A 22,936-nucleotide genomic window follows, 5' to 3' on the forward strand; every position below is an offset into this window, starting at 1 on the left:
GACATGATTAGTACTATCACTATCAATAAGATAGTATTAACAAATCTGTTATTAAATTCTTCTCTCCTTTTATATTTTGATCCTTTAAACTAAGTTGAAAACACGTAAAGCTCAATACAAGGCACAAAGGAAAAAAATAGTGAAAGTAAGTGAATGCGTATCTTTCTTACTGGTTGACAGCAATAAAGTATTGCTGGAGAAGCGGGCAATGAGCAAGGCCACGGATCCGGGGCTGATCACCATTCCCGGAGGCCATGTTGAAGGCAACGAAACGAGAGAGCAAGCGCTTGTACGAGAGCTGCAGGAAGAACTGGGCTTATCTCCTATTAAGTATACATTTCTGTGCACTTTGTACCACCCGACTGCGGAGCTCCAGCTCATTCATTACTACATCGTTGATGAGTGGGAAGGTGACATTCAGACCCTGGAAGCTGAGCAAGTCATGTGGTGCAATCTAAATAGCAAACTTCCTCTCGGCATTGACGCTGACAAAATAGCACTGAACGAATATACACGGCTATTCAAGCAGATAAACTCACTCTCGACCTGACTGAGCGACAACCTCGTTGATCCCTTGCCAGAACTGCTCTACTGCAGGGCGATTCGCCCCTTTTGAGCGGTAGCAGACAATATCCAGCGAGATAGCCAGCTCAGGTCTTTCCGCGAAGGCTTGGACCAACAGGCCTTGCTCCAACTCTTCCTCAATCGCATGTAACGGCGCCCACGCGATCCCCATACCACTGACAGCCATTTTAATCAGCGACTCGCTCAAGGTCGTTTCAAATACTGGCTCAAGCGGCAGCCCTACCCTCTCGGTTAGGGGAGCGACGACGTTAAACAAGAAAGTATGCTCGGAATAAGCCAGATAAGGATAGCGGCTATCTTTGGGATGATTTTCCAGCAGCTCAGGAGAGATCACCGGAATGATCTTTTCCTTAAACACCAGGCACCGTTCAACTTTGTCTTCAAGCAAAAAGGAAGGACGCATGCCCTTGGTGTTATAGGCAAATAAAATATCGTTAGAATTATCTAGCAGCGCCTGAAAGTGGTTATCAATTCCCTGCACCGAGGGATTGAGCGCGAGATTGAGCCCTTCCAATAACGTACCGGCCTGGCGAAACAATCGCGGCATCAAGTTCACCGCGAAGGAATGCAGGCAAACTATGCGCACCGTATTGTCAGTTTTGAGGGATTCGCGGGAGAAATCTTCCTTGGTGACTTTAACCATTTCGAGCAGATTTTCAACGTAGGGAACAAACTTCTTACCTTGTTCGGTCAGCGTGATCGGGTAGGAAGTGCGGTCAAATAACGGTACTCCAACCCACAATTCCAATGCCTGGATCCGACGGCTAAACGCCGATTGGGTAACATGCCTTGCTTTTGCAGCAGCAGAGAAGTTACCCAATTCCATTAGGCTCATAAAGTCATCTAACCACTTGAATTCCATGGAAATACCCTCAAACGCCCCTATCTATGATCTGAGCGAATACTATCATTCAAAATCAGCAATGGAAATCAAAATACTTATAGAAAAAGTAGGGGTATGCTCATTTTTGTTGATTGACGCAATGTTAGGCAATGCTGTTTTACGACGTATTTCGACACCTTTTCAATGCGTATTACCAGTAACGATTATCCAATAAAATACCAAGAGGAAATCATGTTTACCCTACTGAAAAATACCGATCTCTATAACCCGCACCATATTGGCAAAGCTGATATGTTAATTGGACAAGGAAAAATCCTCGCCATTGAGCCTGAGCTGAATCTTAGCGGTTTAAATGATGTCACGATAATTGACTGCCAGGGAAAAATCGTAGCACCGGGACTGATAGACCAACACATCCACCTGACCGGCGGCGGTGGCGAAGCCGGGTTTGCCAGCCGGACACCACAAGTTACGCTGAAAAAGCTGATCCAGGCCGGAACAACCACAGTTGTCGGTGTATTAGGTACTGACGGGATCTCCCGCTCGCCCAAAGATCTCTATGCCAAAGCCGCGGCACTGACCGAAGAAGGCATCAGCGCATTTATGCACACGGGATCCTATGAGGTGCCGACCAAAACCATTACCGGGTCGATCCGCGATGATCTTGCTTTCATTCCTGCCGTGCTCGGAGTGAAAATCGCATTGGCCGATCACCGTTGTTCATTCCCGACCCTCGAAGAACTGGCACGGATCGTCTCTGATATTCGTATCGCCAGCATGCTATCAGGCAAACGGGGATTGCTGCATGTTCATATGGGCGGGCTTCCTCAGCCATTTAGTCTAGTGAACGAGTTACTCGATATGGGGCTGCCGATCCACCACTTCTCCCCGACCCATGTCGCCCGGACAGAAGCCCTGTTTGACGAAGCCATTGGTTTTGGCCTGCGTGGCGGGTGTATCGACATCACCTCCGGCGGCAGCCGATTTACGCCACCAGAGCAGGCAGCCAAGCTGGCGCTCGAATCAGGGGTTGCAGCCAATCTAATCACCATCAGCTCCGACGGTAACGGTAGTTTGCCTAAGTTCAACTCACACGGGGAACTTACAGGCCTAACGGCAGCTAATGTTGACAGCAACCTGTTGTTGCTACCCAAACTGATCGATCAAGGAATAGCCCCGGAGCTGGCAATCGCCATGATGACAGCCAATGTTGCCGATTCTCTCGGGATCAACAAAGGACGCATCCAGCCTGGGAAAGATGCCGATATCTGTATCTTCAACGACGATTTCAGCCTGCACGGCGTGATTGCCAAGGGGCAGACACTACAGCTAAACAACGAACTTCTGGTCACCGGTAACTTCGAATAAAGGATTAATTATGAGTTTACTAATCGCCTTGATCGGGCTGGTATTTGCCGGTCGCCTGATCCTCAAAAACTATAACCCCCAGGCAGTGCTGTTTCTGACCGGTATTGCCATGATGGCCATCGCCATCTTTACCAACAACGCGGTCTTTGTTGAAAAATCAACTGGCTGGGTCGGCTTTGATATCTTCGAATATATCCGCAATACCTTCAGCAACCGTGCCGGTGGGCTTGGTCTCAAAATCATGCTAATCGGTGGCTTTGCCATGTTCATGTCGGCCATCGGTGCCAGTCAGGTCATGGTTAAAGTCGCCGCCAAACCTTTAATGAAACTGAACTCACCCTACCTGATGCTGGCCATGGCTTTCATCCTTGGACAGGCACTGTCACTGTTTATCTCCAGTGCTACCGGACTGGGGCTACTGCTGATGGCTACGCTTTATCCGGTACTGATCCGTCTCGGTTGCAGCAAAGCTGCCGTTGCCGCCGTGCTCGCCAGCACATGTGCCATTGAATTCGGGCCGGGCTCCGGTAACTCGATTCTTGCTGCACAAACAGCCGGAATTGATATTACCGAGTTCTTCATCAATGAACAGCTGCCGGTGATCAGCATCCTGATTGTTGCAGTTGCCGCCATCCATGCGCTGGTACAGCGTTACTTCGACCGCAGACAAAATCATGCCGAGCAATCGGCTCCTCTTCAAAATGAAGAACAAGAGACCGAGACCAAAGATGAGGCACCGCTTTACTACCTGCTGCTACCTATGCTGCCGCTGTTCTTTATGCTGACATTCAGCAAAATGGGCGTGGGTACCATCAAGGTGGGCATGGCTACAGCCATTTTATTGAGTATCTTTATCGGCCTCGTTTGTGAGTACGCTCGCCATAAGCAAGCCAAACCGGTATTCGAAAAGCTGCAAGGGATCTTCAATGATATGGGCAAAGTGTTCGCTACTGTTGTTACCCTGATCATCGCCGGTCAAACCTTCGCTATGGGACTGAAATCCATCGGTGCTATCGACGCCCTGCTACACATGGCCAGCAGCGCCGGCTTTACCGCCAGTGTAATCGTGCTATTCATGGCAGTACTGACCTTTTCCATCTCGGCCCTAATGGGTTCGGGCAATGCTGCCTTCTTCTCCTTTGCGCCTATGGTGCCGCAGATAGCAGAGAAAATTGGCACCAATGTGGCTGACATGATCCTCCCTATCCAGCTATCAGCAGGCTTTGGCCGTACGATTTCCCCGATTGCCGGGGTGATCATCGCCGTGGCGGGTATCTCGGGCTTGTCACCTTTTGACATTGTTCGCCGAACCCTTATCCCAATGCTAAGTGGCTGGCTCATCATGCTGGTTATCACCTTTACTCGCAGCGGTCAGATCATGCAGCTGTTACCGTTCCTTGCCGGGATCATCGCGCTAATCGCCGTAATCACTGTTCTCATTAAAAAGAGAGCACAGCAGCAAATTGCTCGCGAGGCATAAACACAAGCAGTAACATTCAGTAAGCCAACTATCAATGAGTTGGCTTACTGTCTATTGACGCCAACTACTGCCAAAAAAGCCAGGCGAAAATGGCCAGGGCAATGATACAGGCGATATTGACGATCACCCCCACCCGCATCATCTCACGCTGCTTGATGTAACCCGAGCCGAATACGATCGCATTGGGAGGGGTAGCCACCGGCAACATGAAAGCACAGGAAGCGGCAACACCAATCAATGCCGCCAAAATCACCGGAGGTATTCCCAATACCTCAGCGATAGAGGCAAATATCGGTACCAGCAGGGCAGCACTGGCTGTATTGCTGGCAAATTCTGTCAGGAATACGACAAAAGCAACCACGATAAGAAAGACGAAAAACAACCCTGCCTGTTCAAGCAGCCCACTCAGGCTATGAGCCAGAAAGACACTGGTCCCGGTCTCTTTAAGAATATTACTCAAACAGATCCCGCCCCCGAACAGCAGCAATACGCCCCAATCAGTGGTTTTATCGATATCTTTCCATTCGACAACCCGGGCAACTCCCAGCATTACAATCGCCGACATCGCCACCAAACTATCAAACTTGCTGAAGCCACCCAAAAAAGCATTAAGCGGCTTGCTGAAAATCCACAAGGAAACGGTAATTGCGAAGATAACTAAAGTAGTCAGCTTGGCATTATCCCACTTGACCGGCTCATGGGTGATCTCAAACGTGTACTTCAGGTTTGGCTTTAGCATCAGATAGAGCAGCGCCACCACCATCGGCAACAGAACCAGTGTGATTGGCAACCCCAGCGCCATCCACTCGGTAAAGCTCAATCCGACCTCGGTCGCGGCAATCGCATTGGGCGGGCTGCCGACAATCGTCGCGATACCGCCGATACTCGCGCAGTAGGCGATCCCGAGCAGAATAAACACATAGGTATTATGCTCTCGCTTGGCATCCACCTTGTTCAGTATTCCCAGCACCAGAGGCAGCATCATGGCCGTCGTTGCCGTGTTGCTGATCCACATCGAGAGTACGGCCGTGACCCCGAATAACATCAGGGCGGCAATGGCCATATGTCCGTTGGCCAGCAACAAGACTTTATCGGCAATCGCTTTGTCCAGCTCTTGCCGATGCATGGCGGCCGCGAGCGCAAAGCCACCGAGGAAAAGAAAGATGATCGGATTGGCGAAATTGCTAAGAGCTTGCGGGGTCTCGAAAATCCCCAGCCCGACAGCCATCAGAGGGACCAATAGGGCTGTAATGCTGATATGAATGGCTTCTGTCAGCCACAAAATAGCAATGAAAATTAATAAGCTGAGCCCAAGTACGACATCAGGCTCAAACGGCAGGGTATTTAGCATCAGCACCAACAAAGCCACATCGGCAAGAAAAATGATGCTGTTACGGTCAAACAACCATTTTTTAATGGCGAGGCTTAAGGTTGTCATACGCCTTCCTTACTGGTAGTCCTTAATCCACGGCGCAACCATAAAGAAACAACCGGATATTTTGCCGGTACAGACTTTCCAAATACCCAATAGTCTCTTCTTCCGATTGGCCTTCCCTTTTTAGCGGATAGAAGAAAAAAGGCATCATCACCAGCGCATTGAAGCTGTCTTTTAACAAGGAGACATCCAGGCTGGGATCAATAAAGCCTTTTTCCTGCAAAGTCGTAAATATCTTGATATGAAAAGCATCGGTATAGGACAGGATAGATTCATCAATATAGCTCCGGCGCGGTCCTTCATTAAGCACCAGCGTTTTATAGATGATACCCAGCAGCTCCGGATACTCGATATCCAGATAAAAGATTGTCATAAACAGCTCTTCAATCGTATTCCGGTTTGAAGAGGCTTTCTTGAGCTGGTCCAGTTTTTCAAAAAACGGGGCGTAGATATCGTCAAACACCGCTTTGTACAGTCCGGCCTTATTCTCAAAATAATAGCTGATTAAGGCGACATCTACCCCAGCTTCCTCTGCGATTCTCCGCGTAGTGACCTTGTTATAGGAATGCTTCATAAACAAACGCCTGGCTACATCAAGAATAACCTGCTGGCTACTGGGCAGCTCGGTTTCTTGCTTCGGACGACCACGGGATTTGGTTAAGGCATTCATGTTGTTACGTTTCCACTCAAATTTCAGGCACTACTATAATTAGACCTTAACTAACAATCCTAAAACTAAGGGGCTGTTCAAACTTCCAGTATTAAGTACCCAATTCTTCTAGAGAATTTGACACACATCAATGTTGCTATTTTCGTATTCATCAAAAGCCAGCCTTTGCGGAATAATTTACCCGGCCTAATGAGACCTGCATCAACCTCATATCCCCTCTTGTTTCCTTAGAATGAAACTGAGCAAAAAACATACAACCCAAAAATCATAAGTCGTCAGCGCCTTGGAATCAGTCCCTTAGGGCTGTGAACTCCCTACAGAACAAAAGAAAGGCAGCACAATCGATTAGCAACACCTCGGGACAAGATGGTTACAACAGGCGCTCATCTACTGGATGGAAGACGGAAAAGGAATCATTTATGACTACACCGAGCAATGAAAACAGTGCCCCCATCAGCGATCTCCCCAAAGACTCGCTGACTCAATCTCAGCCCGAGCCCCAGCAGGGTTTCCTCGAGCGTTATTTTAAACTTGCCGCCCATAACACAACGGCGTCAACCGAGGTTATTGCAGGTATCACTACCTTTATGACCATGGTGTACATTGTGTTTGTTAACCCGCAGATACTGTCTGCCGCTGGAATGGATCCCAGCGGGGTCTTTGTCGTGACCTGCATGATCAGTGCCATTGGCTGTATTGCCATGGGCCTGATTGCCAACCTCCCCATTGCCCTGGCTCCCGCCATGGGGCTCAATGCCTTCTTCGCCTTCTCGGTCGTCGTCGGCATGGGCATCAGCTGGCAGGTCGGGATGGGAACCATCTTCTGGGGCGCGGTCTGCTTCACCCTGATGTCTGCACTTGGTATCCGCTCCTGGATCCTCAGCAACATTCCCACCTGCCTGCGCATAGGGATCCCGAGCGGTATCGGCCTGCTGATAGCACTCGTCGGCCTGAGCAATGCCGGTATTGTCGTTGCCAGCCCGGCTACCATGATCACTGTCGGCGATCTGAGCTCAATGCAGTGCGTGCTGGGCGCCCTCGGCTTCTTTATCATTGTGATCCTATCTTCACGTAACATTCATGCCGCAGTACTGATCTCTATTGTGGTCGTCACCTCCATTGCCGCCCTGATGGGAGATGTCGAATACACAGGTATCATCTCTATGCCGCCAAGCATTGAGAGCACCTTCGGCCAGCTCGATCTGGCAGGCTCGTTTGATATCGCCCTGGCCGGCGTGATTTTCTCCTTCGCTCTAGTCAGCCTGTTCGACAGCTCGGGCACCATGATTGGCGTTACCGAAAAGTGCGGTATTACCGACGAACGTGGCCGTTTCCCGCGCATGAAACAAGCCCTGATGACAGATTCCATCACCTCTGTCACCGGCGCTTATATGGGCACCTCCACCGTGACAGCCTATATCGAAAGCTCTGCCGGGGTTGCCGTTGGTGGCCGCACCGGACTGACGGCCATTGTGGCCGGACTGCTCTTCATTGTGGTGATCTTCTTCTCCCCGCTCGCGGCAATGGTGCCGGGATACGCCGTGGCCGGCGCACTCATCTATGTCGGGATCCTGATGTCCTCCGGACTGGCCAAAATTAACTGGACTGATATGACCGAAGCCGCCCCGGCCTTTATCACCACCGTCATGATGCCGTTTAGTTTTTCGATCACAGAAGGGATCGCGACCGGCTTTATCACCTACTGCGTTATGAAAGCAGGTACCAACCGCTGGCGTGAAATCCACCCCGGCGTCGCTATTGTCGCCCTGCTATTCATCATCAAATTTGTCTTTGTCGACGGTCATTAATCAGGAATAAAAGGATGTCAAACCTCCAACACAAACATACCCAGCAACTTGACCGGGAACAGCTTGTTCACCTGCTGGCCGTATTACGCAAAGAGCAAACCGCCGATCTCAAGCTGACCAATATCTCGGTACTTGATCTCGTCAACGGTGAAGTATCTCCCGGCCCCATTGTGATCGATCAAGGCTATATTGCCGCTATCGGTCCTGAGGCTGAGGAACTAACGGCCACACGGACCGTCGACTGCAAGGGTCAAATTGCCGTACCGGGATTTATCGACGGCCACATGCATGTCGAAACCTCTACCATGACGCCGTTCGAGTTCGAGCGCACCACCTTGCCACTCGGCACCACCAGCATCGTCTGTGATCCCCATGAACTTGTTAACGTAATGGGCAAACCGGGCATCGAGTGGTTCCTTCGCTGCAGCGAGATGATGCGACAGAACATGTTCGTTCAGGTGAGCTCCTGTGTACCGGCCGTTGCCGGATTGGATATCAACGGCAGCGACTTCACGCTGGATGAAATGCGCGCCTACCTCGACCATCCGCATGTATTGGGGCTGGCCGAAGTCATGGATTACCCGGCGGTTCTTAATGGTAGTCCTACCATGTTGGATAAGCTTGAAGCATTTAACTCGTTGAATATCGACGGGCATTGTCCTTTGCTCAGCGGCCGGGAACTGTCGGCCTATGTCGCCAGCGGGATCCAGAACTGCCATGAAACCACCAACTACCAGGAGGGAAAAGAAAAGCTGGCCAAAGGCATGGCAGTGATCATGCGCGAAGGATCGGTAGCCAAGAACCTTGATGCGCTGGCACCGCTGATCACCGAGTTCAGCTCGCCATTGTGCCTGCTCTGTACCGATGATCGTAACCCCCACGAAATTGCCAAGGAAGGTCATATCGACTACATGGTTAGGCGGCTGATCCAGCATCATAAGATCAAGCCTCACCTAGCCTACCGGGTCGCATCCTGGTCAGCTGCTCGGCACTTTGGTTTACAACGATTGGGACTGCTGGCTCCGGGTTATAAAGCTGATATCAATCTGGTCAAAAATCTCGATCAGGTTGATATCCAGCGGGTTGTGATTGGCGGGCAATTTGTCGACGAGCTGCACCTGGCCGATTCAGTAGCGGCCAAGCTAGATGCTTCTGTTCCCCCTTTGCAACCCACCCTGAAACATAAAGCGGTAACAGAAGACGAACTGGCAATTCCCCTGACAGCCGGTGACTACCATGTGATTGAAATCATCAAGGACGAGCTGCTGACCAATCACCTCGTCTGTCACTTTGACGGTAAGCAGTTTGATCGTGAAGGCATTAACAAGCTGGCTGTTGTCGAGCGCTATGGCCACCAACTGCCGCCCGCCAAGGGATTGGTATCAGGGTTCAGCCTCAATCAAGGAGCGATTGCAACCAGCGTCGGCCATGACTCACACAATATCGTCGCTATTGGTGCCGATGAGCACAGCATGGCGATTGCTATCAATCACTTGATCGCAATCGATGGAGGCTACTGTGTGGTGCAAGACGGGAAAATCTCTGCCGATCTCAAGCTTCCGCTGGGCGGGATCATGAGCCTCGACAGCTCAGAGGCAATAACCACGCAAATAGTTGCCCTCAAGCAAGCCGCACAAGCAATAGGCGTAGAGGTTGCCGAGCCGTTTGTTCAAATGAGTTTCCTCGCCCTTCCCGTGATCCCGTCGCTGAAGATGACGGTAAAAGGCCTGGTGGATGTCGATAAGTTCGAGCTCATTGAGCTTCGGCAGGAAACACCGCATAGCGCTGCCACTCACTAGAAACATCAATCAGTGACAGGCACTAGCGACATTCATAGGAAATAAACGTACAGGAAAGCGTAAAAGAAAACAGGCCAGCCAATATCTTTGGCTGGCCTGTTCTATACAGACGTATTACTAAGTGAGTTTAGTTTGTCTCAGTTTCCTTGGAGAATGCCAAGCCCTTCTCGCCTTCTTTGCTGAAATCCTTGATTTCACCCGACTGTACACGGGCGATGAATGACTGTAGCTCTTTCTTCACAACCGGCATCAGGAAGTACAGACCGATGATATTGAAGATAGACATAGCGAAGATAGCCGCATCCGAGAAGTCGATTACCGCACCGAAGCTAACGCTGGCACCGATAACCACAAAGCAACAGAACATGACTTTGTAGGCCAGCTCAGTACCTTTGCCTTCACCGAACAGGTAAGTCCAGGCTTTCAGACCATAGTAAGACCAGGAAATCATGGTTGAGAAGGCAAACATCACGACCGCCACAGCCAGAACATACTGGAAGATATCAGCCGTTTGGGTAAATGCCGCTGCCGTCAGGGTAACACCACTCAGCTCACCGTTATTCATACCCGAAATAGTGATAACCAGTGCAGTCATTGTACAAATCACAACCGTATCAATGAATGGTTCCAGTACCGATACCAGACCTTCAGTTACAGGCTCCTTGGTTTTAACCGCCGCGTGCGCAATTGCTGCCGAACCCACACCCGCTTCGTTAGAGAACGTTGCACGTTTCATACCCTGGATAAGCGCACCGATGAAACCACCTGCTACACCTGCTCCTGTAAACGCACCTTCAATAATTTGACCGAAAGCATCGCCAATCAGTGAAGCATTGGCCACAAGAACAATCAGCGACATACCAACATAAATCAGGGCCATCGCTGGAACCAGCTTACCGGTTACACGAGCAATCGACGGCATACCACCAATGATTACTGATGCCACCATACCCGCCATAATCAGACCTGTTACCCAGCCATAACCTTCCGGCACACCAAGCGTCTGGACAATCATGGCATTGGCCTGGTTACCCTGGAACATGTTACCGCCGCCCAGTGCGCCCAGAATGGTCATAATCGCAAAGCCAACGGCCAGGCCTTTACCCAAACCGCCGAAACCACGCTCTTTCAGACCTCGGCTCAGGTAGTACATTGGACCACCCGACACATCGCCATTTGGCAGTTCGTTACGGTATTTAACACCCAGGGTACACTCACAGAACTTCGAGGCCATACCCAACAGACCACACAAGATCATCCAGAAAGTCGCACCCGGACCACCAATCGCCAGCGCCGCACCTACACCGGCAATGTTACCCAGACCGACCGTACCAGACAGTGCTGTTGCCAGCGCCTGGAAATGCGAAACCTGACCCGGCTCCTTGTTGTTCGGATCAGTAAAGTCTCCTTTGACGATTTTCACCGCCAAGCCAAAACGCTTGAACTGCACAAAACCGAAATACAGCGTGAAGATAATCGCAGCTACGAATAACCAGCCAACGATGACCGGAAAGTTAGCCCCATTAACAGGCACCGATGTAAAAATAGTGTTCGCGAACCAACCGAGGTATTCGCTAAAAAAGTGATCGATTGCCTTATCAATTCCAACTTGCTCCCCCGCTGCGTACGCCGAAGAAGTAAACATGGTTAACGCTACAGCAAGATAACAACTAATTTTTGATATCATATTCCGTTCCACCTGTGTATTTATATTTTGTTGGCGGAACACAGCAGAATTTTTCACCATTCAGCACTGTGTTTACCTAATCACCAACATTTCCCTGTGGCGAAAAAAATTAGCAATAAGGAAACACGAACTCAACATACAACGCACTTAGGAAACAGTGTTTCCTGTTGCAATACCGGCGAGCGTTAAGATATATGACTGGTTTAAAGGCATCAGCCAGCCCACATTGTTATCTTTTTATCTACACGCAGTGATTACCGATCTAATTACAAGGCATTAACAATTCGTTAACCCAGTCACCTTTTGATACAATTATCACTACTTCAACGTCGATGTAGTCAGTCACAAACACCAAAATATCCCTACTTTTTGGCAGACTTTTGTCCTCAGTCACCGCACTTTTCATGCTCCAGTAACCAGACCTTCAAATCCAGCCCGCCGGCATAACCGGTCAGCTTACCGGAACTACCTATAACCCTGTGACAGGGAACAATAATCGGGATCGGATTTTTACCGTTGGCAGCTCCGACCGCCCTCACCGCCTTGGGATTACCGATACGGTTGGCGATATCGCCATATGAACACGTTTCGCCATATGGGATGTGGTTGAGCGCCTGCCAAACCTGGCGCTGAAAATCAGTGCCATTCATTTTCAGCGGCACGTCGAAATCTTGTATTTCACCGTTAAAATACGCCACCAACTGCTCGCAACATTGGCGGGAAACAGCATTGGGTGTTTCGCTGCTATCCGGATTGGCATCAAACTCAATGGCCACCACCGCCGACTCATCGGCAACGATATTCAGCCAGCCGATTGGCGTCTGCAACAGTTGGTTGTTCATGACAAAGTGCTCCATAAATACAAAGTTAAATAACTGCGCCACGGGGCGGCGAGTGAATCATCAATTGGGTTGGATAATGCGGCCAGTGCTTTCTTTATGCCCAAATCACTGACCAGATAGATATCAGGCTCGCTGAGTCCCCGCATCCTCATATAATCCACCGTCCACGGTCCGATACCCGGCAAGGCCAGCAAGCTTTTGGCGTCATCCAGCGGATTGTTTTCGGCAAAGGCCGAGAAATTCCTCAACGTATCCCGCCTGCGTTGTGGCATACCAAGCTGTTCCAAATCAAACTGGCTCACCTGGGCCGGTTCGGGAAAATAACGATAATCGCCATCATTGCGAGGATTAAAGTCCACGAACCGACTCACCAGATTACGTGCCGCCTTGACTGACACCTGCTGGCCGAGTATCGCCCGGATCCCTGCCTCAAACGGACTCCAGATCCCCGGCAGGCGAACCCCAGTCATCTCAAGCTGTTCGCAATCCAGAGCCTGTAGCAACTGCTGCTCTATCAACAACGAGTCCGCATCCAAATCGAGGCAGCGGCGAATCGTCTTGATCACCCGGGGAAGGTATTTCAAATCGCAGAGGTGTATCTCAACATGAAATACCGATTTCCCTTCATCATGCGTTGCGGTGAAGCGACCGGTACAGTCATCGTATTGAAAGGTCCGGCCGTAGCTTTTCTCATCCAGCCACTCCAGACCGGGGATCAGACGTGATGCGTAAAACTGCTGCAGATAGTCCCAGTTATACGGCGGGCGGTAGGCAAGCGACAGACAGATCCCTTTCCCCTCCTCAAGCGTCGGCTTTTGTTGCTTGCGGATCTGGGACGGAGTCAGGGAAAACTGCTGCTTGAAGCAATCATTGAATCGACGAATGCTGTTAAAACCGCACGCCATTGCCACATCCGTTACCGGCATACGGGTATCATGCAACAGTTTTTTTGCCAGCAGGCATTGCTGATACAAACTGTAGGACTTAGGCGACAGGCCAACTTGCTCCACAAACAACTGGCGGAGATAGCGTTCGGTGATCCCCAACCTGTCTGCAAGGTGAGTCAGCGGTTGCTCCGCCAGCGCCCCTTCATCTATCAGACGTAGTGCCCGGTTTAAGGTCGCATTCTTGCCCAGCCAGGCCGGCGAGCCCGGCGCACTGTCAGGACGACAGCGCAAACACGGCCGGTAACCTGCATTCGCTGCGGCAACCGCTGTCGGAAAATATTCGACATTCTTTTCTTTCGGTGCAGGAGCCGGGCAAATCGAACGGCAATAGATACCGGTGGTTTTCACGGCAGTAAAAAACAAACCATCATAACGGGTATCTCTTGCTAATCTGGCCTGCTGACATTGAAGTGGGGTCATATCCATGACTGAACTCTCGACGACTTATCTACTGCTAAGTCTAAAGACTTTCGAGAGCAAGACTAGCCAGAATCGGAACTGAACCATGATTTAGTGCGTGCAGTAAAACATCAGCAGAAACTAGCAAACACGTTTTTGGAAAAGTGAGTCAACGGCTTAGCTAATTTTGAGAGTTATTAGTTAACTGAAGCATGGGAAATAAAGTTGAAAGCTCGGTCTGTTCAGTAATCCAGTCCAGCTAGCGACTCATAATCACTTGGTCCCCAGTTCAAGTCTGGGAGGGGCCACCAGATTCTTGATAAGGCTTATGGAGAAATCCGTAAGCCTTTTCTGTTTATGGCCGTTCCATATCCTGTCTCCGGGTTAGTCTAACCAAGCTCATTTCCATCTAGTTCGCTGAAATACACTAGAAAATTACCATTACACTGTATTTCCCACTGCAAGCCGATAGCGCATATCACAAGCCATATTTGTCTGTGTTCCCGACTCTCTCACCAACTACATACCACACAAGATCAGAGCAAAACCGGCACAAAAATCCCGCACCGTAACCAACAAAAATATAACCAACATTCCGTTCCATTAGGTTCAGTTATTAATATGAATATGGTTTAGTAGCCTAAATGATAAAGGCTGAGACTAAGGCCAGGAGATACTCAGCCAGAAAAACAGAACAGTATGGATGTTTAATGATGATGACCAATAACCCCAGATGGTAATTGGTCTGTTATCTCTCAATGCAATCAACCTCTCCCCTAACCTCAGCCACTCACACGGCCAGATTCAGCAGGTAACTCGGAGACTGATATTCATGCTCAGATCAGCAAAACTCTAACGACAGACTGATACAGAGCGGATCACATAGGGTTCTGGTGGTAGTGTCAGGTGAGTTGAATTACTGGGCCAAATTAATCTCAGACAGACAACTAATCTACCGTCGTCGCCGTCGAGAAAATCTACATAATCAGCCTAAAATCGCAGCCAAAGACCGGCAGAGGACAGGCACGACGACAACGACGAAGAAATCACGAAAAGAAAAAATCAGGGAAGTCAGGTAGCACAAGGGCTAGAGAGGGATTACTGGGCCAGTCTGGTGTGACCGACCCAGCGACTTAGGATTTTAGAGTGTGGGGGGGGGATATGGTGCCTAATAATGTTAATTTTTGCGCCAAGTTTGTTTGATATGCGCTAATTCACCTAAAAAAGCTGACCAGTCAATGTTCCCTGAGTGATCAAACAAATCACCACCTTCCGCTAACCGAAATACTCTGGAGTGAATTTTGGTTTTTACACCAGAATATAGTTTGACCTCTATTGATGCATCACTACCGTACGTTTCTTTTATATAGGTATTCATGTAGTGAACTAACATAGATGCGTGAACTCGTCTAACGTCGCCTTGTTCATCAGCAGGAGGAAAATAAGGCTGCTGTTCAAGCTTCATATCATCAAGAATCGGGATTAACCCTTCCAGTTGGAAGCCAATTCGAATGCTTATTGTTTCTTTTTTGCCCGGAGCGATCAAAACAGGTTCATTATCTTGAGGCAGAAAAGACAATGCAGCTCCTCGCTGCCCTTCACGTTTTAGCTTTCCATTGGTATCAACCAATGATACCTCTGCTGATGTGATTAAAATAGATTCATTTGACAGGTTCATAACATCCACAGATAAGAATGCTAAAGGTTTGTTAGTAAAGAACAGTTGCCAAGGCTGCAAGTATGATTTTGTTATGATTAACTCATGATTTTTTTTTTTGCAAATGGGAGTTTACGCAAGTGTGGTACATTTTTATAAGTTCTAATTTTTCCTGACCAGTCATGTTAGATTGGTCAACAACTAGACCTTTGCTTGTACTGTTGGTACCAGCTGAGATTCTTGCTTTTTCCTCCAAGTATTGCCCTTCTAAAAAAACTTTTTGCTCATCAGAAAATTGGCTTGAACATATTGCTATCGCATTTTTTGTCTCAGGAGTTAGCTCTGAAACACTTTTCTCTATATTGGCGGCCTGATTAGTACACCCAAGCATGAACACAGCTAGCAATGCGAAATACTTCATTGTTATTCTTAGTTTTCCATAATTTTAAGTGGCTGAATAATAAAACAAATAGAGCATAAATGGTACCTATATAACATGTAGGTACCAAAACTGTTGAGTTAGTTGACGCTCAAGTCACCAACCAACTCTGCCACATTCGCACTGACCTCCCTTAACCTCGAACTGGAAAGGTGGGCGTAACGAGTCGAAGTTTGAGGACTTTGATGCCCCAATAAATGCTGAACATCATATAGAGTCGCATTTCCACTGTTGATCAGGATCGAGGCAAAGCTATGCCTGAAGTCATGAATTCTGAAGTTGTCAGTAATCCCCGCTGCTTTCTTGATTCGGGCAAATGCCTTCTTTGGATGAGCGATAGGTCTACCGGGAGCATCTCCGGCAAAGATATAGGGGTTCTTCGGTTGTTGAAATCGTCGTTGATCATAAATGACTTCCTTGGCTAGATGGTTGAGTAGGACAGTCCTCGATAGTCCGGACTTAGTGTGTGGCAGAAATAGGCTCCAATTGCCGTCGTCGTCGACGATAAGACAGTCCCATTTCGAGTTGGTAATTTCCCCGATACGCATTCCCGTTAGCAGAGCGAATTTCAATGCATTGGCTTAAGTGCGATTAGGCTCTTCGTTACAAGCTTTGATGAAGGATGATACCTCTGCGCGAGAGAGAAATCTTTGGCGTACATTGTTTTCCTTGAGCTTCCTTATGTACTGACCGGGATTCTTGTCCACGAATCCCCACTCCATTGCTAATCTGAACATACGGAGGACGAGGGAACGTAGACGGTTTATCGTGGCTGGCTTCCTACCTTCGAGTAATCCATCCAACAACTTCTGAATGTCCTGCTGACCGATATCAGTAATGCTTTTCTTGCCCCATTTCGGATAGAAATGCAGCTTGAGGTTACCCTCATCACTTTGGGCTGTAAGCTTATTGACCTTGGCATAAATTAAGTAATGCTGTTCTGCGAATTCCTGAAAGGTAAGAACATTACGTTTTTCATCTCTAATTGCCTTGGGATCATTACCGAGAGCTATTTCCCGTTTATGGTTATTGGCAATCTGTCTGGCCGTAGCAATATCAAGCCCAGGAAATTCACCTAGCTGGATCGATTTCTTTACCCCAAAATAGGTATATCGAAATAAGAAGCGTTTACGGTTTTGCCTATTAATAATTAGCTTGAGACCTGAGCATAGTTCGTCCGTGTACTCAGTCTCTCGACTTCGACTCGTCGACGGCGTCGGCGGTAATGAGTCAATTTGCCGCTTGTTGAATTTGAATTTTCGGGATTGCATAACGACCCCCTTACTCATTCGAGATTGAGAAATGTTGGCGTAATTCGGTTAGCAATGTCTTTAGCATCAGAAGGTAGATTCCCTTGCCACTGTCCTCGACGATGCTCAAGGAAAGTACTGCTCCGTAATCTAGGTCGTCTTCGAATTCGGTGTAAGTCAGTGCACGCTCAAGTAGCTCTACGTCGACGACGTCAGCAAATGCATCAGAAAGTGAGGTTAGGAACCAGAGTTCACATTGCAGCTCATCCCATACTTGTTGGGTTTCTGCTGCATCGTGAAATGGTGCTGTGAGTATGGATTTGACTTGTTCTTGTAACGTGGTGGTGATTGGCAGGGTTGAGATTTGTTGAAGATTGGTTAGCTTAATCATAATTTACTCCATGATAATCAATATCACAGATTTAGTATGTATTTGATTTTATTGGTGTTTCGTATTATTCGCAATTCCCTCCGCTTCCCGTGGCACAAAATACAATTTGAACCACGATGGCTTTATTGTTAGCATCGTGACACAAAATGAAAAACGTGGCCTTTGAAAGGAGAGGGAAATGGCTAAAGAAAATATTGTTAGAGTTAGAATTGATGATGTTCTTGATAATAAACTGAAGTCTCTTTGTACAATGGATGGTGAATCACCTAGCTCTGTTGTTAGAAAATTAATTAGGCTTTACGTTGATAATCATCCAATGACAGATAAATTATGGGACGTCAGTTTTGAGGTAACTAACCTCCCCGAAACTAATGAGCACGCTTGGTATAGTTATATTTTAAGAGTTGAGTTAAATGGCGATCTTAGCCTACTTGAAAGCGATGAACTAACTTTTTTACTACCAGAGTTTTTTGAAGATAATGGATATGAACCATATAGAGTAGATTCGGCGTATTACCATCGAAAAGCATTTCCCAACTGTACTGGAAAAAAAGGGCGTTTTCTGGGGGCAAAATTAACTAAGGGAAAATGGAAAGGGGCGATATTCATTTATCGTGATAGCTTGTTAGACACACCAGATATTTGTTTTGAAGAAATAAAGAAAAATATGAAAGCAAACATTTTGTCTGGTTTATCTAAACACCTTATAAGTATTACGCAAGGCAAACTTGATGATTCTATTCTAGGTGATATCTTAGCCAACAAGTTAGTGCGTGATGTGAGCTTTATTGATGATCAAGATGAGAGTTGAAACACTATCAGGCCTTGTAAATAATTCTGCTTAAATGCTACTGGTTGCTGGTGAGAAATTTAACCAATTGAAAATAAAGTAATTATAAATATAAACAAGGCTCATTGGTAATAATCAATGAGCCAATATCAAATCTAAATTAGAAATCCAAAATGTCCACGATCTCTTTTGTTAGATCTTTTATTTTATCAGGATTTGTTGTAGATGCATTGTAATTAGGATCTTCTAGATATGAGTTTGCTAAACTTTCACTAACTTTAGAGTGAAAATTCGCAAAAACCTCATCTTTCATTAAGTACTCAATATCCACTTTTCCTTCTATAGCATTAAAAACAGAAGCTAATATCATAGATATAGAGACTTGGAACTTATTTCCTCTGCTTGATATCCCGTATATTTCTTTGGAAAATGGGTTTTTTGTTGAGTTTCCTAATTTATCAATGATCTTATTAAACTTATTGAATTTGTTTTTAGTTATACTTAGAGCGTTATTTATATATCCATCATCTTTGCCTTTTTCTAAGGAACTCTTTTCCTTCATATAACTTTCAGCATATTCAGGGGATTTTTTAGAATCTTGCTCTATTCCATTCTCAAGAATGCTTAGAATGACAAAGATACTCTCTTGAACTTTTTTCTTTTGATATCTTTCTTTAGAAACAGCATAAGCCGACTTCAGCTTTAATAAAAACTCATCTTCTTTTTCATTGAGAAGGTTTTTGCAAAACTCGTTAACCATGTCGTTAACTTTAGAAGAATATACAGCATGGCGTATTTCTTGAGGAGTTAATGGCTTAGTTCCTCTATTATAACGACTAAATATTTCTAGTTCAAAATTCTCTCCAGGAAAGTCCCGAAATGTGATTGTTGAGATGTCACTACTTTGGATAATATTCATCTCTTCAACTTCTAAGTCAGAAAAGTACTTCCCTTCATAGCCATCCTCTAAAATCCCGAGATCTTTGAGTTTAAACTCATTTGTCAGATATCGATAAAATGCCCTCAAGCGATGTTGACCATCAACTACATTCAATACAGGCACCCCTTTTATTCTTTGGCTGGCTAAGAAAATAGGGGGAATGGGGATTCCTAATAAGATTGATTCAATCAGGGAGCTTTCATCTGCAGCTGATGATCGATATTCTCTCTGGTAATCTGGAGCAATAATAATTGCATCATTATATTTTAATTGTTCTTCCTTATTCAGAGTGTCTTTTTCAAACTCTTGTAACTCATATCCTTTGTCTATTCTATCTTTGATTACCTGCAAAGACATGTTTGTATTTTTTGGGTTAATTCTAAACTGATCTAACATTATCTTTCCTCTCTTTGGTAATCCAAGATATCTTGTTGAGTAACAATATCTTTTGCTACAGAAGATAACTCTGGATAGATATGAGTAAAGTTTATTCCCATGCTATAAAGGGAGGATAAAATTTCTCGTTTTTCCGAACCGTCGATTATTAATTTCTTCAGAATGTTGTCGGTTACAGTATCCTCAAGAGGACAATCATCATCTTGGAATAGAACAAATAACCCTTTTTGTGCGTTTACTCTAGGATTTATTTTTCTAGCTTGAATAACAAAAGGGCCTTCATGATCGTCGTTATTAAAGCTAAGACTATCATCAATAGTGATTATTTTGCTTTGTTGTTTATTCTTATTATTTAATTCATTTGGATTTAAAAAATAGACAACTGCATCGCTTTCATCATTACTAGAAAATGCTTTTTCTACTGCAAAAAGCAAAGATGTCACATGGGATGTAGTAAAGTCCATTAACTTTGTTGGAACACCATAATGTTGAGCATATAGCATCCACTCTATGTCATTTTTGACATCCCATGGGTTAGACATATATTGGTATGAATTAATTTTAAAGTTATTCAGAAAATTGTTAATTGCCCGCTTGGTGTATTTTCTCTTTCCATCTTCAAGACGTAGTGCAGATGGGAGCAAGGGATAGTTTTTTGATTGTCCGCGAGACAAAGAGAAATCTGGAGATAAGTTTTCGACGAACTCCATATACTGACTCAATTTGGTTATTTTTTCGCTCACACCATTCCCCTGTAATTTCTATATGTATCAGTACATTACACCTTTCCGCATGCATTGCAACATTAACAACAAATAACTTCAACCACCTAAATCCTAAGTCGCTGGGTCGGTCACACTAGACTGGCCCTGCAACCATCGCTCAGCCCTTACACCACCTGGATCTCACAGCATAGTTTTCTAGTGATTTCGTTGACGTTGTCGTCGGTCCGGTCTTCCTCCGGTCTTTGGCTGCGATTTTAAGTCTATTACCGTCGTCGTCGACGACAGAATCACATCAGAAAATCTCCCGCTAACCCCATCACTATCTACTCAGCAGAATCTCACCCCAGACTCATAGCTGATTGCCCTCAGAATCACCCCTGACGAACAGAACACGGATCTGAGTATTAATATCAGTCTAAAGATTAATGCCTGTTTCTGGCGGTGTGAGTGGTTCCTAACAGGTAAGGGACTGAATGATTTGAGAGATAACAGACCAATTACCATCCGGGGTAATTGGTCATCATCATTCAACATCCATACTGTTCTGCTTTTCTGGCTGAGTCTCCTGTCCTTAGTCTCAGTCCATGTCATTTAGGTTACTAAATCATCTATATATTAATAACTTGAACCTAAGGGAACGGATGTTGGTTAATAAAATTGTTGGTAACCACTCACTGTTTTTCTGCCCACTGTGAATCGGTTAGGTGTTGTATGGAGTTGGTAAGGGAATCAGATACACAGACGAATATGGCTTATGATATGCGCTATCGGGTTGCAGCTGGAAATGCAGGCTGATGGAAACTCGCTGATAGATTTCGCTGGTGCTAATGGAAAGGAGCTTACCGGAAGTCACTGCGGACCGGATATGGAAAGGACCAAAACGAAAAAAGGCTTACGGATTTCTCCATAAGCCTTATCGGAATCTGGTGGCCCCTCGCAGACTTGAACTGCGGACCAAGCGATTATGAGTGAAAGTTTGCCTTTACAATAAAAAACCAAGCCCCCGATTAATGGAGGCTTTGAAACGTACGTCTTTGCGTTATAACCGTGCGTAATCATTTCTTACTGCCTGTCCGGCAGGACTTATTTCAGATATTTTGAGAATAAACTACTTCAACTTCACCGCAGTACCATAAACCAATATTTCGGATGCGCCCTGCATAATCGCACTGGTTGTGAAACGCATATTCACGATGGCATCGGCGCCCATGGCTTCGGCTTCCCCGATTGCCCGGCTCAATGCCTGTTCGCGCGCTTCGGTAAGCATCTCGGTGTAGCCGCGGATCTCGCCGCCGAAGATGGTCTTGAAACCCGCCATGATGTCACGACCAACATGCTTGGACTGGACCACGTTTCCAGTGACGGTACCTAAAACTTCCTTAATCTCTCGATGGGCGACATCCGGTGTAGTAACACACAGCATAAATCCATTCCTTTTAATAAAAACAGTGTTTAAATTTTTTGACTAGCCGCAAACAGAAAGGTTCAGCCCTTATCGGCCCAGGATCTGTTCCATCACCCAGCTAGTATGGGTTGCGGTCTTGCCTGTTGACGGGTGGCGATCCTGCTCTCGCAAATCCCTGTCGATAGCTGCCACATGGTATTGCTGAATATGTTTAGGGTTGTCGATAAACCGGCTCTGTTCACCTTCATGGTTGGCAAGACATACTGGGGCTTCGTCAAAGACAGAAAACATAATTTTGCCCTGGCTGCCAATGATCTCTACCCGATCTTCTCGCTTCGCCGAGCCAAAGTTCCAGCTTCCCGAACCCGTTATGCCATTTTGATGCACCCAGCACCCCGTTACGGCATCACTGGCGGAATATAGCCCCTGCTGATTAACGGCAAATCCGGAGGCGTGTTGTACCTCTCCCAGCAGATAGATCAGGAGATCAAGCCCATGGCTGGCCAGATCATCGAAATAGCCGCCGGCAGCAATAGCGGCATCGGTGCGCCAGTTATAGTCTCCGGACAAATCGAGCGGGTTGGCCGGCTTGCTCAGGTGCCAGCTGACATGGCGGATATCCCCGATTTTCCCGGCCTCTAACCATGACTTCACTTGCTGAAAGCGCGGCAGGGAACGACGATAATAAGCCACAAACAAGGGAAGCTGTTGCTGTTCAAAGGCGGCAACAATGGCCTGACAATCCTCGTAGCTCGGTGCCAGCGGCTTTTCGATACAGCACGGCTTACCTGCCGCAGCAACCTTCTGGGCATAGTACCGATGGCTGTCAGGCGGGGTGGCAATATACACCGCATCGACCTCGTCATCGGCGATCAGCTGCTCGGCGTCTGTGTAGTATTTTTTTACACCATGGCGCGCGGCGTAGTCCCGGGCCTTCGCTTCATCGCGACGCATTACAGCAACCAGCTCGAACCCTTCGGCTTGCTGATAGGCCGGGCCACTTTTTACCTCGGTCACGTTACCGCAGCCAATGATCCCCCAACGTATCGTTTTGTCTTGGTACTTGTTCATCTTACGCT

Annotated in this window: 19 protein-coding genes, 1 tRNA gene and 1 pseudogene; 7 read left to right on the plus strand and 14 right to left on the minus strand. The window is 47.0% G+C overall.

All coding sequences use genetic code 11. The features are described from left to right. Positions 1–139: 139 nt before the first annotated feature. Positions 140–550 carry an NUDIX hydrolase gene (locus BIT28_RS19410; RefSeq protein ID WP_075766604.1) on the plus strand — a complete coding sequence of 137 codons (411 nt, stop codon included), beginning with the start codon at positions 140–142 and terminating at the stop codon, positions 548–550. Here the strand turns inward: BIT28_RS19410 and BIT28_RS19415 are convergent. Continuing rightward, positions 536–1,447 (minus strand): LysR substrate-binding domain-containing protein, encoded by a 912-nt coding sequence (locus BIT28_RS19415; RefSeq protein WP_075766605.1) that lies wholly within the window; start codon positions 1,445–1,447, stop codon positions 536–538. The genes BIT28_RS19410 and BIT28_RS19415 overlap by 15 nt on opposite strands. Positions 1,448–1,660: 213 nt before the next feature. On the opposite strand from BIT28_RS19415, the gene iadA reads away from it, so the two are divergent. Together iadA and dcuC are read left to right on the plus strand one after the other, a co-directional pair. Further along, complete coding sequence (gene iadA / locus BIT28_RS19420; protein ID WP_075766606.1) at positions 1,661–2,797, plus strand: beta-aspartyl-peptidase; 1,137 nt, start codon at positions 1,661–1,663, stop codon at positions 2,795–2,797. 10 nt (positions 2,798–2,807) lie between these two features. After that, the gene (gene dcuC, locus BIT28_RS19425) at positions 2,808–4,277 is read left to right on the plus strand and encodes a C4-dicarboxylate transporter DcuC (protein WP_075766607.1); all 1,470 of its coding nucleotides are present in this window, start codon (positions 2,808–2,810) and stop codon (positions 4,275–4,277) included. Between the two features lie 64 nt (positions 4,278–4,341). On the opposite strand, the gene BIT28_RS19430 is transcribed toward dcuC, so the two are convergent. Next, positions 4,342–5,715 (minus strand): SLC13 family permease, encoded by a 1,374-nt coding sequence (locus BIT28_RS19430; RefSeq protein ID WP_075766608.1) that lies wholly within the window; start codon positions 5,713–5,715, stop codon positions 4,342–4,344. Between the two features lie 22 nt (positions 5,716–5,737). Next, complete coding sequence (locus BIT28_RS19435) at positions 5,738–6,382, minus strand: TetR/AcrR family transcriptional regulator (RefSeq protein WP_075766609.1); 645 nt, start codon at positions 6,380–6,382, stop codon at positions 5,738–5,740. A gap of 419 nt (positions 6,383–6,801) precedes the next feature. Between BIT28_RS19435 and BIT28_RS19440 the strand changes: the two genes are divergently transcribed. Both BIT28_RS19440 and adeD read left to right on the plus strand, forming a co-directional pair. Next, positions 6,802–8,190 carry an NCS2 family permease gene (locus tag BIT28_RS19440; protein ID WP_075766610.1) on the plus strand — a complete coding sequence of 463 codons (1,389 nt, stop codon included), beginning with the start codon at positions 6,802–6,804 and terminating at the stop codon, positions 8,188–8,190. A gap of 14 nt (positions 8,191–8,204) precedes the next feature. Further along, on the plus strand, positions 8,205–9,989 hold the full coding sequence (gene adeD / locus BIT28_RS19445; RefSeq protein ID WP_075766611.1) for an adenine deaminase: 1,785 nt from the start codon (positions 8,205–8,207) through the stop codon (positions 9,987–9,989). Positions 9,990–10,116: 127 nt separating this feature from the next. Here the strand turns inward: adeD and BIT28_RS19450 are convergent, their stop codons facing one another. The 3 genes from BIT28_RS19450 to BIT28_RS19460 all read right to left on the minus strand — a co-directional run bounded on the left by BIT28_RS19450 (position 10,117) and on the right by BIT28_RS19460 (position 13,891). Further along, positions 10,117–11,676, minus strand: a complete 1,560-nt coding sequence (locus BIT28_RS19450) for an alanine/glycine:cation symporter family protein (RefSeq protein WP_075766690.1) — start codon at positions 11,674–11,676, stop codon at positions 10,117–10,119. A gap of 386 nt (positions 11,677–12,062) precedes the next feature. Beyond that, positions 12,063–12,518 (minus strand): methylated-DNA--[protein]-cysteine S-methyltransferase, encoded by a 456-nt coding sequence (locus BIT28_RS19455; RefSeq protein ID WP_075766612.1) that lies wholly within the window; start codon positions 12,516–12,518, stop codon positions 12,063–12,065. After that, a complete protein-coding gene (locus tag BIT28_RS19460) occupies positions 12,515–13,891 on the minus strand; it encodes an AlkA N-terminal domain-containing protein (RefSeq protein WP_075766613.1) in 1,377 nt (458 codons plus the stop codon). The genes BIT28_RS19455 and BIT28_RS19460 overlap by 4 nt, the downstream gene beginning before the upstream one ends. Positions 13,892–14,038: 147 nt before the next feature. Here BIT28_RS19460 and BIT28_RS29650 point away from each other — a divergent pair. Continuing rightward, a tRNA-Met gene (locus tag BIT28_RS29650) sits at positions 14,039–14,175 on the plus strand. 866 nt (positions 14,176–15,041) lie between these two features. Here the strand turns inward: BIT28_RS29650 and BIT28_RS19465 are convergent. From BIT28_RS19465 to BIT28_RS19480, 4 genes and pseudogenes are all read right to left on the minus strand, one after another. Further along, on the minus strand, positions 15,042–15,542 hold the full coding sequence (locus BIT28_RS19465) for a hypothetical protein (RefSeq protein WP_075766614.1): 501 nt from the start codon (positions 15,540–15,542) through the stop codon (positions 15,042–15,044). An 82-nt stretch (positions 15,543–15,624) separates the two neighbouring features. After that, entirely contained in the window at positions 15,625–15,942 is a 318-nt protein-coding gene (locus tag BIT28_RS19470; protein WP_075766615.1) for a hypothetical protein, read from the minus strand. 98 nt (positions 15,943–16,040) lie between these two features. Then, positions 16,041–17,231: pseudogene (locus tag BIT28_RS19475) on the minus strand (tyrosine-type recombinase/integrase). A gap of 10 nt (positions 17,232–17,241) precedes the next feature. Further along, the gene (locus BIT28_RS19480) at positions 17,242–17,601 is read right to left on the minus strand and encodes a hypothetical protein (protein WP_075766616.1); all 360 of its coding nucleotides are present in this window, start codon (positions 17,599–17,601) and stop codon (positions 17,242–17,244) included. A 178-nt stretch (positions 17,602–17,779) separates the two neighbouring features. Here BIT28_RS19480 and BIT28_RS19485 point away from each other — a divergent pair, with 178 nt between their 5' ends. Next, positions 17,780–18,412 carry a hypothetical protein gene (locus tag BIT28_RS19485; RefSeq protein WP_075766617.1) on the plus strand — a complete coding sequence of 211 codons (633 nt, stop codon included), beginning with the start codon at positions 17,780–17,782 and terminating at the stop codon, positions 18,410–18,412. 139 nt (positions 18,413–18,551) lie between these two features. Here the strand turns inward: BIT28_RS19485 and BIT28_RS19490 are convergent, their stop codons facing one another. From BIT28_RS19490 to BIT28_RS19505, 4 genes are all read right to left on the minus strand, one after another. Next, the gene (locus BIT28_RS19490; RefSeq protein WP_075766618.1) at positions 18,552–19,727 is read right to left on the minus strand and encodes a DUF262 domain-containing protein; all 1,176 of its coding nucleotides are present in this window, start codon (positions 19,725–19,727) and stop codon (positions 18,552–18,554) included. Continuing rightward, positions 19,727–20,470, minus strand: a complete 744-nt coding sequence (locus BIT28_RS19495) for an FRG domain-containing protein (RefSeq protein ID WP_245823787.1) — start codon at positions 20,468–20,470, stop codon at positions 19,727–19,729. The genes BIT28_RS19490 and BIT28_RS19495 overlap by 1 nt, the downstream gene beginning before the upstream one ends. A gap of 1,090 nt (positions 20,471–21,560) precedes the next feature. Beyond that, a complete protein-coding gene (locus BIT28_RS19500; RefSeq protein WP_075766619.1) occupies positions 21,561–21,875 on the minus strand; it encodes a heavy metal-binding domain-containing protein in 315 nt (104 codons plus the stop codon). Between the two features lie 69 nt (positions 21,876–21,944). Continuing rightward, positions 21,945–22,928 carry a Gfo/Idh/MocA family protein gene (locus BIT28_RS19505; protein ID WP_075766620.1) on the minus strand — a complete coding sequence of 328 codons (984 nt, stop codon included), beginning with the start codon at positions 22,926–22,928 and terminating at the stop codon, positions 21,945–21,947. Positions 22,929–22,936 lie beyond the last annotated feature (8 nt).

Source organism: Photobacterium proteolyticum, assembly GCF_001939735.1.
Lineage (GTDB): Bacteria > Pseudomonadota > Gammaproteobacteria > Enterobacterales > Vibrionaceae > Photobacterium > Photobacterium proteolyticum.

Coding starts and splice junctions, on each gene's coding strand:
- BIT28_RS19490 (WP_075766618.1), bottom strand. CDS start 19,727: ATGTTAGATCAGTTTAGAATTAACCCAAAAAATACAAACATGTCTTTG.
- adeD (WP_075766611.1), top strand. CDS start 8,205: ATGTCAAACCTCCAACACAAACATACCCAGCAACTTGACCGGGAACAG.
- BIT28_RS19440 (WP_075766610.1), top strand. CDS start 6,802: ATGACTACACCGAGCAATGAAAACAGTGCCCCCATCAGCGATCTCCCC.
- BIT28_RS19480 (WP_075766616.1), bottom strand. CDS start 17,601: ATGATTAAGCTAACCAATCTTCAACAAATCTCAACCCTGCCAATCACC.
- BIT28_RS19485 (WP_075766617.1), top strand. CDS start 17,780: ATGGCTAAAGAAAATATTGTTAGAGTTAGAATTGATGATGTTCTTGAT.
- dcuC (WP_075766607.1), top strand. CDS start 2,808: ATGAGTTTACTAATCGCCTTGATCGGGCTGGTATTTGCCGGTCGCCTG.
- BIT28_RS19430 (WP_075766608.1), bottom strand. CDS start 5,715: ATGACAACCTTAAGCCTCGCCATTAAAAAATGGTTGTTTGACCGTAAC.
- BIT28_RS19460 (WP_075766613.1), bottom strand. CDS start 13,891: ATGGATATGACCCCACTTCAATGTCAGCAGGCCAGATTAGCAAGAGAT.
- BIT28_RS19500 (WP_075766619.1), bottom strand. CDS start 21,875: ATGCTGTGTGTTACTACACCGGATGTCGCCCATCGAGAGATTAAGGAA.
- iadA (WP_075766606.1), top strand. CDS start 1,661: ATGTTTACCCTACTGAAAAATACCGATCTCTATAACCCGCACCATATT.
- BIT28_RS19470 (WP_075766615.1), bottom strand. CDS start 15,942: ATGAAGTATTTCGCATTGCTAGCTGTGTTCATGCTTGGGTGTACTAAT.
- BIT28_RS19505 (WP_075766620.1), bottom strand. CDS start 22,928: ATGAACAAGTACCAAGACAAAACGATACGTTGGGGGATCATTGGCTGC.
- BIT28_RS19455 (WP_075766612.1), bottom strand. CDS start 12,518: ATGAACAACCAACTGTTGCAGACGCCAATCGGCTGGCTGAATATCGTT.
- BIT28_RS19465 (WP_075766614.1), bottom strand. CDS start 15,542: ATGAACCTGTCAAATGAATCTATTTTAATCACATCAGCAGAGGTATCA.
- BIT28_RS19435 (WP_075766609.1), bottom strand. CDS start 6,382: ATGAATGCCTTAACCAAATCCCGTGGTCGTCCGAAGCAAGAAACCGAG.
- BIT28_RS19450 (WP_075766690.1), bottom strand. CDS start 11,676: ATGATATCAAAAATTAGTTGTTATCTTGCTGTAGCGTTAACCATGTTT.
- BIT28_RS19415 (WP_075766605.1), bottom strand. CDS start 1,447: ATGGAATTCAAGTGGTTAGATGACTTTATGAGCCTAATGGAATTGGGT.